Source organism: Rahnella sp. BCC 1045 (genome assembly GCF_019049615.1).
GTDB lineage: Bacteria > Pseudomonadota > Gammaproteobacteria > Enterobacterales > Enterobacteriaceae > Rahnella > Rahnella contaminans.
This window is the reverse complement of sequence record NZ_JAFMOZ010000070.1, coordinates 1-13,648: the sequence shown is the minus strand read 5'-3', so window position 1 is coordinate 13,648 and position 13,648 is coordinate 1. Positions and strand designations below refer to the sequence as shown.

The following is a 13,648-nucleotide window of genomic DNA, read 5'->3' as shown; positions in this document are numbered from 1 at the left end:
GAATAATGCTCTGTTGTAGTGTAAATATTTAGACTAAATCGGGTGTAAACAAATTCCTGAGAATGCGATTAGTTCCTAATAAGATAGTTCTTAGATTTTTGCAGTCATATCAGTCAAAAGCGTCGTATAGCTCACATTTCTGTGTGCCATTAGGAAGATAAGTAAGAATTCGCCTAGACCGGAGGTGGGTTAATAACGATAAGAATGTGTAAATCGATCGGTCAAACCTATTGTTGCTCGTGATTATGAGCGAGAAAAACGATTTGAAGAGTTTCCGCTGCGTATTACTCTACATACAGTCACTGGAAAGGAAAAATATGAATTAAAACGCAGGTAAACTTCGTTTTCTTTATATCGTTCTGAAAGTGCTTTATTCTCCCCCGTTCTCTCGGAGTAGAGTTTTAGCGTTTTTAAAACCACAAAATTAGGCGGCCCAATGCCTCGGGTAATTATCTGGAGTGAGTGCCAGTTTACGAAACTGGCGTTGAAAGAAATAATCTCCAAGAAGGTGCCTTACGTGAACGGTGTCATTTCCTTTGACCAGAGCGAACAGGTGCAATTGTATACAAAGGATTATCTGATCATTGACCCGTCAGCGGGCGGTTTCCACAAATGCTACGAGTTTTTGAGAGAGAATCTGAATGTTTTGGACCCGGAACGGATACTCATTGTGTCTTCGGCGGTGGATGTCCTGATGCTTGAGCTTCTTCTGAAAAAAGAATTTAAATTTCTGAAGAAGAAAAAAGAGTTATCCGACGTGGAGAATGCCGTGGAACAGTTTATCCAGCTGCGTGGCACGCCGATTAACAAGGAGGCGTTTAATTACAATATCACGCGAATGGAAGAGAAGGTTTTGGTGATGATGATGTCCGGTCTTTCTGTCACCAGCATCTCGAATATACTGAAACTGAGTGTGAAAACCATCAGCGTGCACAAATGCAATTCGCTAAGAAAAATTGGTGTAGATGCCAGCAGCAGCTCAGCATTGTTCTTTTTGCACCGACATGCGGTAGGGAATTGAGTTACCCGATAAAAATAAAGAGTAGTAAAGATTATTTCTATTTTGAATCAGTTTTATTCGGCTACTGCTGTTTATCTCAGGGGACGGTATGCAATCGGTCACACGTGGTTATCCGGGACATATTTTTGAACCTATCGTCACAGCATCCGGTGGCTTGCTGGGTTTCGAATTAGTAAGAAGATCATACAAAGTAGAAAATCGCTCTGATTCTGCTGGTTATGAATATAAATTATCTCCTGAAGATAAAATAAAAGTATTTTTCAACCAGGTCACCCTTGCCTGCATCAATGCCAATATATTTACCGATAATGACTTTTTATTATCTGTAAATATCGATTATGACATCGCCTGTCATATCGTTAGCAACACAGCACTATGTCACGTTTTAGAACAACATCGCTTTATCCGGCTGGAAGTGGATCAGAATTTTCCGGAATTTACGCAAGAAGCTCCGCGTAAGATTATCCGGTCGTTATCAGCATTTTGTACTTTATGGTTGGACAACTTTGGGGCCGGGAACACCAGCCTTTCACTGGTTATGAACGAATCGTTTGAATATATAAAGATCGACGAAAGTTTTTTTTGGCAACACCAGGGAACCCAGTCATTTAGAAAAACGATTGAACACCTCACACCTTACTGCCAGGGCGTTATCGTAAAAGGTGTCGAAAATGCACAACATGTAGAGTATTTAACAGGCAGCAATATTCACGCCATGCAAGGAGTATTGTGGTCCTCCTATAATCAGGAGGAACTAATTCAGTCTTTTTTCTCGAATAGCTGAATTTTATCGCCATAAATTTTTAAAGAATTAATGATCTCTGAATACGCTAAGGAAGTTTCGCCTGATATTTAATGGCGAGGCTTCCTTGCGCGGAAAATTATTGGATAAATATTTTGGCAAATTGGTGGCCGTAAACCAGGGGCGGTAGCATGGCTAAAATATATACCGGTCTTAAATTGTACAATAATTATTTTCTATTGATATACTCAAAGGGCCCATTGGTTATTGGGTGAACAATTCGTCTGTCAATTGAAGAGGAGTAATTATGAGAAAATTCATGTTTTCTGTTATTTCCCTGATGCTACTGCCGCTATATTCGCAGACAACATCTGCTGCTGAACTCAGCAAAGGGGAAACAGTGGCGGCAGTGGTCGGTACCAGCGGTGCAATATTAGCCGCAGGTCTGATTGCTGTAGGTAACGATGATAGTAATGGTAACAGCAACACTAACACCTCAACTACCACCACAACCTCACGCTAATAAGTCACTTAATTATAACCACACATCCGTGTGGTTATTTTCCCACATGATAATAAAGATATAGGGAATCACTTGTGCGCTATTCCTTATTGTTCCTCTGCCTCTTGTTACAAGCGTGTTCCCCCTCGCAAAACAGTTTGGTTGATACTTTTCAGGTTGCCATTAAAGGGCCGCAGGATGTTGTGGTGCCACCCCAAAGAATTGCCGCTATCCCTTATGGCAGCATTTATTTAAAACTGCCTACGTCTGCGCAAATCTTTGTGGTCGGCTATCTCCAGGATGGCTTTGAAAAATGGAGTACCGGCGACCAGGTCGTATTTATTACCCAAAATGGTCGCCTGGTTCGGTCGACCGGTTATTTGCAAGGGGATCTGCTGGAAGTCACCAATCTGCAAAAAGACCCGCTGTTGCATGCAACAAATTTGCGTGAAGGGGCGGGCTGGACAAGTCTGATGCGCTGGACGGAGAACCGGCAGCCATTGTCATCCGTTGTGACATCCCGTTTCAGCCGTCAGGGCGACGAAACCCTGACACTTCCCGGAAGAGTTGTCGCCTGTCAGGTGTGGCGCGAGGATGTGACGCTTGAGGCCACGGGTGACCGCTGGCAAAACACTTTCTGGGTAGATCCGCAAAGTGGATTAGTGCTCAAGAGCAATCAGAGGTTGGGAGCAGATATGCCGGTGAGTATGACATTGCTCAAACCTGCCAATGCGGGGATCCCACCAGCATGAAAATAAAAACGCTTTTATTCATTTTTAGCGCCTTGCCGGGGATGGCATTTTCCGAGGGCAACGTGGCCGTTTACACCAGCGCTTCTCAGGGGCAGCCTGCCCAGGTACTCAGCCATATTAAAGATATGCGCCAGATGATGGCGGAGTCCGACCTGATCCGCCAATCCTGGTCGCCCGGCACCGTGATTGCTGTGCCTGCCGCAACGCCTGAGGCGCAGCAACAGTATCTGTACATGCAGAACCAGCTCAAGGCCTGGCGTGCCACGGAGAGTGGCGATACGCAGCAGACCATTAACCGCGTCATTCAGCAATTGCAGGGGTTGCAGGTTACCGGTCGTCAGTTTACCCCGATGGATGCGGATTTGATCCTCAACAACAATGCCGCTAACCGCCAGTTACAGGGGGATTATCGCGTCTATACCGCAACGCATCCCAACAGCGTGTTGTTGCTGGGGGCGGTGAGTGGGGCGGGAAAACAGCCGTGGGTTGCAGGACGTACGATTCGTGAATATCTCGCAGACCATCAATTTCTTTCTGGTGCCAATCTGAATGAAGCCGTGGTGATTGATCCCAATGGAACCATCCGGGTCGCGCCGGTCGCCTACTGGAATTATCGCCACGCTGAAGCCCAGCCGGGCAGTATCATTTGGGTCGGTTTTTCTGACTGGACGCTGCCGCGCCAGTTTAAAAACCTTAATCAGCACATCGTCTCTGTTTTGGCGCACCGGATCCCTGAATGATGAAACCAAAATATCTTCTCAGCCTGCTTGCTGTGTCCGTGGTTTACGCTAATTCCGTCCGTGCGCAAACGTATGATGAACCCCTTGGTCCTTCACAGTCCGATTTCGGCGGCGCGGGACTTTTACAAACACCGACGGCGCGGGTCCCCAAAGAAGGGGAGTTCAGTGCCAACTACCGCGATAATGATGCCTACCGTTTTTATTCGATCTCGATGGCGTTGTTTCCCTGGCTGGAGACCACGTTGCGTTATACCGACGTGCGTGACCGGCTTTACAGTAGCGATCCAAACTTCAGTGGCAATCAAACCTATAAAGACAAGTCTTTCGATGTGAAATTAAGACTGTGGGAAGAGGGCTACTTTCTTCCGCAGGTCGCGTTGGGCAAGCGCGATATCGGCGGCACGGGGTTGTTTGACAGTGAGTATCTGGTCGCCAGTAAAGCGGCCGGACCGCTAGATTTCACGCTGGGGGTAGGCTGGGGTTATATCGGCAACAGCGGCAATATCACGAACCCTTTCTGCAAAGCCAGCGATAAATATTGTACCCGCGCGCAAAGCCATTCCACCGGCGATATTTCACTCAATGATATGTTCCGCGGGCCTGCAGGGGTATTCGGCGGCGTGGAGTATCAGACCCCCTGGCAGCCGTTGCGCCTGAAGATGGAATACGATGGTAATAACTACCGCGATGATTTTGCCGGGGCACTAAAACAGAACAGTAAGTTTAACTTCGGTGCTGTTTATCGCCTGGCCAGCTGGATGGATGTCAACGCCAGCTACGAGCGTGGCAATACCTTTATGTTCGGGTTTACCCTGCGCAGTAACATGAACGATTGGGTTCCTCATCAGATTGATGATCCGGTTCCTGCCTATCAGCCGCAGCCGCAAAGTGCGGGAATGGTTAATTACAGCGTCGCGACCGGGCAACTGGCCCAACTGAAAGGCAATGCCGGGTTTAGCGAACCGCGTATCGACATCCGTGACGACACCCTCAACGTTACGGGTCAGCAGGATAAATATCGTAATACGTCCAAAGGCGTAGAGCGTGCCAATCTCATCATGCTGAATAATCTGCCGGAGAATGTCGACACACTGGATGTTACCCAAAACCGCTTTGGTATGCCGATGGTCACCACACGTACCCGCGTGGCGAGCCTGCGTCAGCAGCAACAGGGTTATCCGCTGGGGCAGGAACAGTCCCTGAACCAGCAACGGATTGAACCGGTCGCAGACGTCGGTCAGGGATTCTTTATCGGCAAGGACCGGTTTAATTACAGCCTGTCGCCGGTATTAAGACAATCCGTCGGCGGCCCTGAAAACTTTTATATGTATCAGATCGGGGTGCTGGCGGATGCCAACTACTGGCTGACAGATCATCTGCTTGTCGATGGCGGCGTGTTTGGCAACGTTGCCAATAACTACGATAAGTTCCGCTATGATGGCGTCAGTAATGACTCTTCTCTGCCACGCGTACGAACGCATATCCGTGAATACGTTCAGAACGATGTCTATGTGAATAACCTGCAAGCCAACTACTTCCGTTATCTGGGCAACGGTTTCTACGGACAGCTTTATGGCGGTTATCTGGAGATGATGTACGGCGGCGTCGGGGGCGAAGTGCTCTACCGGCCACTGGATTCTGACTGGGCACTGGGTATTGATGCCAACTATGTCAAACAGCGCGACTGGGACGACATGATGCGCTTCACTAACTACAAGGCCGCAACCGGCAACCTGACAGCCTACTGGCGGCCGGCATTTATGGATGATGTGCTGGTGAAAATGAGTGTCGGGCAATATCTGGCTAAAGACAAAGGCGGCACGTTGGATCTCTCCAAACGCTTTGACAGCGGTGTCACCGTGGGAGCCTATGCGACGCTGACGAATGTCTCTAAACAGGAATACGGTGAAGGCTCCTTTACTAAAGGCTTCTACATCTCTGTACCGCTGGACTTACTGACTGTCAAACCGACACGTAGCACGCCAGCTGTCAGCTGGACACCACTGACGCGTGATGGTGGCCAGATGCTGGGCAGACAGTACGGCTTGTACGGTATTACTTCAGACAGAGATACGCCGCAGTTGCCTTAATGAAAGGTTGTGTCTGACTGCAACAGTCAGGCACCTACAAAATGACTTATTTATTATTTTTCTGATATGTCAGCATGTCAGGGGACAGTTAATGAAGTCAATTATTATAAGCCTATTAACCTGATGTCCTCAGGTAATAATTATTTTTTGATACTTGTTGTGAGGGAAATATGACATTTCTCACCAGAAATTTTTACTCAAGCCTGTTTCTTGCTCTTTCTGATTTCGTCAGTTTCACCCTGTCGATTTATGTCGCAAAAATATTACTGAGCTTCATGCTCAAAGAGTTTGATGACTATATTCCCGCTCAACATGTTACTGCCCTGGTTTTATTACACTGGACGCTGGCATTTTGTTGTGTTGGCTGGTTCTCGATTCGCTTGCGGCATTATTACTACCGCAAAACCTTCTGGTTTGAACTGAAAGAAATTTTACGTACGCTGGTCATTTTTGCTGTTATTGAGATCGCGGTGATGGCTTTCGCGGAGTGGAATTTTTCCCGTTATATGTGGATCCTCACCTGGCTGTTGGTGCTGATATTTGTACCTTGTGCCCGCATGATGACTAAGCGTGTATTAACGGTTCTGGGTATCTGGCAACGCGATGCCATTATTATTGGTACCGGTAAAAATGCTCACGAGGCTTACAAAGCGATTCAAAGCGAAAAGAATCTCGGGCTGAACGTCACCGGATTTATTTCCAGCGAACTGACTGACAAGCCGGGGGACAGCATTGATGGCATTCCGATCATATTCTGCGATGACCTGTGGTTATTAACGCCGTGCGACAAGAAAACCCAGTTTATTGTCGCTGTGGAAGCACACCAGAGCGATATCCGTAACTACTGGCTACGGGTCTTTATGATCCACGGTTACCGTTATGTCTCGGTGATCCCGACCCTGCGCGGCATGCCGCTCGACAGTACGGATATGTCGTTTATTTTCAGCCACGAAGTGATGATCTTACGTGTTCATCAGAATCTGGCGAAATGGTCATCACGCTTCCTGAAACGTGCTTTCGATATTGTGGCTTCACTGGGGATTATTGCCATATTGTCTCCGCTGCTGCTGTATATCAGCTTCAAAGTGAGGAAAGATGGCGGCCCGGCAATTTATGGCCATGAGCGTATTGGTAAAGGCGGGCGTCCTTTCAAATGTCTTAAATTCCGCTCAATGGTAATCAATTCCAAGGAAGTGCTTGAGCAATTGCTGGCAAATAACCCGGAAGCACGCGCCGAGTGGGATGAGACATTTAAGCTGAAAAACGATCCACGTATTACGCGCATCGGACATTTATTGCGTAAAACCAGCATGGATGAATTGCCGCAGTTATTTAATGTATTAAAAGGAGAGATGAGCCTTGTTGGTCCGAGGCCTATTATTAACGCTGAACTGGAGCGTTACAGTGATGAGGTGGATTATTACTTGCTGAGCAAACCGGGAATGACCGGATTATGGCAGGTGAGTGGTCGCAGTGATGTGGATTACGAGACCCGCGTCTATCTTGACGCCTGGTATGTAAAAAACTGGTCGATGTGGAATGACATCGCCATCTTGTTTAAAACAGTAAGTGTTGTGCTTAGAAAAGACGGTGCTTATTAACAGTCATTTAAATAATGCATCACCCTCATGTATTGGCTGCTTGTTATTAGCGTCATGGCCAACATCAATTTCTGTTGAACCACATGATATGGATTTTATGAAAAATAAAACGTTTAAGATTTCTGCATTATTCGGAGCTTTGTTACTGAGCGGATGTACGGTTATTCCAGGGCAGTCGTTAAGTACCATGGACAAAGACGTTGTTCAACCTACTGATAGCAATTATGACATTGATAAATTAGTTAACGTGTATCCGATGACGCCCGGCCTGGTGGATCAGCTGCGTCCGATCGTTGCTCAGGCACGGCCAAATCCAGAGCTGGATATGCAACTGCAAAACTACCAATACCGTATTGGTTCCGGTGATGTTCTGATGGTTACTGTGTGGGATCATCCTGAACTGACCACCCCGGCCGGTCAGTACCGCAGTGCCAGTGATACGGGTAACTGGGTCAATACCGATGGCACGATATTTTACCCATACATAGGTAAAGTCGCCGTGGCGGGGAAAACTGTCTCTCAGGTTCGTGAGGAGATCAGTAGCCGTCTGGCGACGTATATTGAAAGTCCGCAGGTGGATGTCAGCGTCGCGTCTTTCCGCTCGCAAAAAGTTTATGTCAGTGGTGAGGTTGTGAAATCGAGCCAGCAGCCGATTACCAATATTCCCCTGACCGTCATCGATGCCATCAACGCCGCGGGTGGGCTCGCGCCGGACGCAGACTGGCGTAATGTCGTATTAACTCATAACGGGAAGGACCGTCGCATCTCGCTTGAAGCATTGATGCAGAAAGGGGATTTAACCCAAAATCAGTTGCTCTTTCCGGGCGATATTCTCTACGTACCACGTAATGATGACCTGAAAGTATTTGTCATGGGTGAAGTCGGGAAACAGAGCACGCTTAAAATGGATCGCAGCGGGATGACTCTGGCAGAAGCATTAGGTAATGCCGACGGCGTTTCACAGGTGATGTCGGATGCGTCGGGGATATTTGTTATCCGCCAGATTAAGGATAATAAACAGGGGAAAATCGCCAATATCTATCAGCTGAATGCTAAAGATGCCTCCGCAATGGTGATGAGTACTGAATTCCAGTTACAGCCGTACGATATTGTTTATGTTACCGCCGCACCGGTTGTCCGCTGGAACCGCGTGATATCTCAGCTGGTTCCTACTATTAACGGGGTTAATAGTATGACCGAAACTGCACGATATATTCATAACTGGAATTAGGAATGTTTGATTCATTGCTGATTATCTGCACGGGAAATATTTGCCGCTCTCCAACGGCAGAACGTATATTACGTCAATTATTACCTGATAAAAAAATAGACTCTGCAGGTGTCAAAGCATTAGTGGGATATCCCGCTGACGAAACGGCATTACTGACTGCACAGCATTATGGTGTTGCTCTGGATGGGCATAAAGGCAGGCAATTTACCAAGCAACTTGGGCGTCAGTATGATCTGATACTCGTGATGGAAAAACGCCATATTGAATCTGTCACACGTATGGCTCCGGAGGTTCGTGGTAAGACTTTGCTACTGGGGCACTGGCTGCAGCAAAAAGAAATTCCCGATCCATATCTCCAAAGCCAGGAAGCATTCAACTTTGTTTATCAGCTAATTGACCGAGCTTGCCAGATTTGGGCAATTAAACTGGGTGGATAAAAATTAGGAATCTATTGCATGTCATCTGTTATTTCTTTGAAGTCAGAAAGTTCACACTCGGGTGAAATTGAACTTGGTAAGTTAATTGGGCAATTACTTGACCATAGAAAACTTATTATTATCTTAACCGCAATATTTGCGGTGTTGGCAGTAGTATATGCTTTATTTGCCACTCCAATATATCAGGCTGATGCTCTGATTCAGGTTGAACAAAAACAAGGCAATGCCCTCATTAATAGCATCAGTCAGATGTTGCCAGACAGTCAGCCTGATTCCGCGCCGGAAGTCGCACTTTTACAGTCCAGAATGATATTGGGTAAAACAGTCCAGGATCTGAATCTACAGGCAAATGTTGAACAAGATTACTTCCCAATTTTTGGAAGGGGTTGGGCTCGTCTGACTGGACAGCCGAAAGGTAAGTTGACCGTGAGTCGACTTTATCTGCAAAATGTCGCCGGTAAAAGTCCTGAAATTACGCTTACGGTGCTTGATAAACATCATTTTAAGATCACCGGTAATGATATCGATTTAAAAGGAACCGTCGGTGAGCTTATCGAAAGTAAAGGCATCTCATTAGTGGTTAGTCAAATGGATGCACCGCCAGGAACTAGTTTTACAGTAAACTATCTGACATATCTGGATGCCATTAACAAAGTTCTGGGTTCTTTCTCTGCGGAAGATCAGGGGAAGAATACGGGTATCCTTAATTTGACATTCACAGGCGATGATCCTGAATTAATTAAAGCTGTTTTAAATAGTATCAGCGAGAACTACCTTGCACAAAATATCGCCCGTCAAGCTGCTCAGGATGCGAAAAGCCTCGAGTTTCTAAATACACAACTCCCCAAAGTCCGTAGCGATTTAAATATTGCGGAAGATAAGTTAAATACTTACAGGAAACAAAGTGATTCTGTTGACCTGTCACTGGAAGCAAAGTCGGCTTTAGACCAGATTGTAAATGTTGATAATCAATTAAATGAGCTTACTTTCCGTGAGGCTGAAATTTCTCAGCTTTATACCAAATCGCATCCAACCTATAAGGCGCTTATGGAAAAACGCCAGACATTGGAGGAAGAAAAAGAGAAGCTCAATAAGCGCGTCTCCGGAATGCCAGCAACCCAACAAGAAGTGTTGCGATTGAGTCGTGACGTAGAATCCGGTCAGGCAATCTATATGCAATTGCTGAACCGGCAGCAGGAATTGAGCATTGCAGAATCAAGTGCTATTGGTAATGTAAGAATAATTGACAGCGCGATGACTGAGCCTAAACCTATAAAACCGCGAAAGCTTTTGGTTATATTTATAGGGGTTGTTTTAGGGGGAATATTCTCATTATCTATTGTCCTGTTAAGAATTTTCCTGCACAGAGGTATCGAGTCACCTGAACAGTTAGAAGAATTGGGCATTAATGTGTATGCAAGCGTTCCTCTGTCTGAGTGGATTGTTAAAGAATCAATATCAAAAAAAGGAAAAAACCAAAAGAACAAAAACAACTTATTATTTTTAGCGCAAGAAAATCCTGCCGACCTGGCAATGGAGGCAATTCGCGGGCTGCGTACCAGTTTGCACTTTGCCATGATGGAAGCTAAAAATAATGTCTTAATGATCTCCAGTGCAAGCCCGAATGCAGGTAAAACATTTATAAGCAGCAACATGGCTGCATTGTTAGCCATGGGAAATCAGCGCGTACTGTTTATAGATGCTGACCTGCGCAAAGGTTATGTGCATAAACTGTTCAAGGGTAGTCTGGAGCATGGTCTGTCTGATATTCTTGCTGGGAAATCCACTATCGAACAGGGTGTTAAAACCTTGCCAAGTGTCGGGTTTGATTATATTACGCGTGGTAAGGTACCCCCGAATCCTGTCGAGTTATTAATGCATTCGCGCTTTAATAAGTTAATCGAATGGGCTGCTGAGAATTACAATATTGTTGTCATTGATACTGCCCCTATTCTTGCTGTCACAGATGCGGCTGTCATTGGACGCTATGCTGGCACATCGTTGCTGGTGGCACGATTTGAGGTCAATACTCCAAAAGAAATGGAAGTAAGTATCAGACGTTTCGCACAAAGTGGCGTTGAAATTAAAGGATGTATACTTAACGGGGTTGTAAAAAAAGCCAGTAATTATTACGGCTACGGATACAATCATTATGGCTATAAATATTCGGATAAAATATCTGACGAATAGTATGCATTTTATGTCAGATCGATACTTTAATTGATGAATGCGGGTTGTTTGTCTTAAACATTAACGCATAAAGAAATTCAGGCCAAAAAATGAAAAAAATTCTTGTTGCTTGTCGTGGTTATTATCCTGATATCGCCGGGGGGGGCGAAATTTCAACTAAGTTGTTGACTGAACAATTGTCAAGTTTAGGCTATGAAGTTGAAGTACTTGCTGTCAGTGATGCTGATTATAAAGATCAGGTTAATAGCATAGATGTTAACAGGGTTAAGTATTCTAATTTATATTGGTCCATGAAAAACAAAGAAGTATCTAGAGTTAAGAAGCTAATCTGGCATGTTGTGGATTCTAATAACATTTCATTTGCAAATAAGATTGGCGCGATTTTAGAAAAAATAAAACCAGAAATTTTTATTACCAGTACGATAGAGGATATATCTTCACTGGCCTGGAAAATTGCAAAGGAAAAAGGAATACGGACTATCCATATCTTAAGGAGTTATACATTATTATGTGTAAACGCAAATATGTATAAGGAAGATAATTGCGGTAGTCAATGTGGATTGTGCAAGAGCATGACTATTCTTAAAAAATCCAACTCAAAGTATGTGGATGATGTAGTTGGTATTAGTCGCTTTGTCTTGGATGAACATATAAGAAGCGGGTATTTCAAAAACGCACAACAACATGTTATTTATAATATTTGTTTGGAAGATGTTTTAAAGGAAAGGCAATATAATGGTTTTAATGGAAAAATAATAAATTTTGGTTATTTAGGGCGCGTTCATAAAACAAAGGGAATAGATTTGATATTTGCAGCGCTTAGTAAGCTCCCTGACTGTATAACAAAAAATATTAGTTTGAAAATAGCAGGTGATGGAGATAAAGATTACATACTCCATCTTTCTGATGAAGCCAGGAAAAGTAAGTTGAACGTTGAGTTCCTGGGCAATGTGCCTGCAAATGACTTTCTTGATTGCCTGGACCTTTTAATTGTGCCATCAAAATGGAATGAACCATTTGGCAGGGTGATCATTGAGAGTATGGCAAGAAAGGTTCCTGTCGCAGCGAAGGAAGTCGGTGGGATTCCTGAATTACTGTCAGATAACCAAGGCTTTTTATTTGATAATGAAGAACAACTTACTTTATTAATCCGGAACTATTTAGAAAGTAACCTGCATTTTAAATTTATATTGAACAACTTTGAAACAAAAAATATTGTCAATAAATGGAATGATTTATTGTCTTAATTAAAAGGGGGGGGTAATGAAAAAAATAATATTCGATAAAAGATGGGAAGGCGGCCATGGGATTGGAAGATTTTCATCAGAAATAACGAAGCGTGTCAACTTCGACGGATACATAAAACTAAATATAAAGCCCACCAGTCCTTTAGATATCTTAGTCACTCCATGGTATCTGTTTTATAATAAATCAATATATTTCACCCCCGGATTCAATGCACCCTGGTTATTTGTCAATCGTAGTATTATTACTATCCATGATTTAAATCATATTGATATCAGCGGAAATGATAGTTATCTAAAAACTATTTATTATGACTTTGTTTTAAAGCGGGCTTGCAAGAAATCGTTGCTAATATTTACCGTATCTGAATTCTCAAGAAGGAGGATAGCTGAATGGGCAGGCGTCTCTCCCGAAAAAATTGTGGTAGTTGGAAATGGAGTATCTAAAGATTTTAAACCTGAGGGAGATGTTTTTAAGCCCGGATACAAATACTTTTTATGTGTAAGTAACAGGAAGCTACATAAAAATGAAGAAAGGTTAATAAAGGCATACTCCACTGTTGAAGACAAATATGGAATCAAACTTGTTTTGACAGGAAAAGAAACGCCTGAGTTAAAAGAATATATTGCTTCTCTGGATTTGTCAGACGATATTTATTTTACCGGTTATATCGATGAAGAAAAATTGCCATCTTATTATCGTGGTGCTAGGGCATTGCTAATGCCATCGTTATACGAAGGTTTTGGTTTACCTGTCATTGAAGCAATGGCTTGTGGTGTACCTACGTTGGCCTCGAACACGACAGCACTTAAAGAAATCGCTGAAGGTTATTCAGTTCTGGTTGATCCTGAATCTGTCGAGGACATAGCAAGAGGAATAAATTCTCTGATAAATAATAAGGTTTTGGTTAATGACCTACAGATTAAGGGCCTGCATCGTGCCAGGCAATTCACCTGGGATAAAACTGTAAGTTTAATTAATCATTCTCTTACGAAATTAAGAAAATAGAAAGTGAAATCTGTACTACTACAAACTGACATAATCTATTTTTTACTAAGTGGTTAGGATATGAATCTTTCCTGTATAAAGTTATGGTG

12 protein-coding genes are annotated in these 13,648 nt (G+C 44.1%); all 12 read left to right on the top strand.

The window, feature by feature from the left end; genetic code table 11:
• Positions 1–517 precede the first annotated feature (517 nt).
• Positions 518–1,021, top strand: a complete 504-nt coding sequence (locus J1782_RS00925) for a helix-turn-helix transcriptional regulator (protein ID WP_259229273.1) — start codon at positions 518–520, stop codon at positions 1,019–1,021.
• Positions 1,022–1,109: 88 nt separating this feature from the next.
• Entirely contained in the window at positions 1,110–1,805 is a 696-nt protein-coding gene (locus J1782_RS00920; protein ID WP_152327708.1) for an EAL domain-containing protein, read from the top strand.
• A gap of 265 nt (positions 1,806–2,070) precedes the next feature.
• Positions 2,071–2,286, top strand: a complete 216-nt coding sequence (locus tag J1782_RS00915) for a hypothetical protein (RefSeq protein WP_152327709.1) — start codon at positions 2,071–2,073, stop codon at positions 2,284–2,286.
• A gap of 74 nt (positions 2,287–2,360) precedes the next feature.
• A complete protein-coding gene (locus J1782_RS00910; RefSeq protein WP_217152137.1) occupies positions 2,361–3,017 on the top strand; it encodes a YjbF family lipoprotein in 657 nt (218 codons plus the stop codon).
• Positions 3,014–3,757, top strand: coding sequence for a capsule biosynthesis GfcC family protein (locus J1782_RS00905; protein WP_217152135.1), 744 nt, complete (start codon positions 3,014–3,016; stop codon positions 3,755–3,757). Before J1782_RS00910 ends, J1782_RS00905 begins: the two co-directional genes overlap by 4 nt.
• Positions 3,757–5,847, top strand: coding sequence for a YjbH domain-containing protein (locus J1782_RS00900; RefSeq protein WP_217152139.1), 2,091 nt, complete (start codon positions 3,757–3,759; stop codon positions 5,845–5,847). Before J1782_RS00905 ends, J1782_RS00900 begins: the two co-directional genes overlap by 1 nt.
• Before the next feature lie 170 nt (positions 5,848–6,017).
• Entirely contained in the window at positions 6,018–7,448 is a 1,431-nt protein-coding gene (gene wbaP / locus J1782_RS00895; protein WP_217152133.1) for an undecaprenyl-phosphate galactose phosphotransferase WbaP, read from the top strand.
• 97 nt (positions 7,449–7,545) lie between these two features.
• Positions 7,546–8,679, top strand: a complete 1,134-nt coding sequence (locus J1782_RS00890) for a polysaccharide export protein (protein ID WP_165059116.1) — start codon at positions 7,546–7,548, stop codon at positions 8,677–8,679.
• Positions 8,680–8,681: 2 nt separating this feature from the next.
• A complete protein-coding gene (locus J1782_RS00885) occupies positions 8,682–9,116 on the top strand; it encodes a protein tyrosine phosphatase (protein WP_165059118.1) in 435 nt (144 codons plus the stop codon).
• A gap of 18 nt (positions 9,117–9,134) precedes the next feature.
• Entirely contained in the window at positions 9,135–11,306 is a 2,172-nt protein-coding gene (locus tag J1782_RS00880) for a polysaccharide biosynthesis tyrosine autokinase (protein ID WP_217152126.1), read from the top strand.
• Positions 11,307–11,395: 89 nt separating this feature from the next.
• Positions 11,396–12,553, top strand: coding sequence for a glycosyltransferase (locus J1782_RS00875; protein WP_217152115.1), 1,158 nt, complete (start codon positions 11,396–11,398; stop codon positions 12,551–12,553).
• A gap of 16 nt (positions 12,554–12,569) precedes the next feature.
• Positions 12,570–13,559, top strand: coding sequence for a glycosyltransferase family 1 protein (locus tag J1782_RS00870; RefSeq protein ID WP_165059123.1), 990 nt, complete (start codon positions 12,570–12,572; stop codon positions 13,557–13,559).
• The last annotated feature ends 89 nt before the right edge of the window (positions 13,560–13,648 follow it).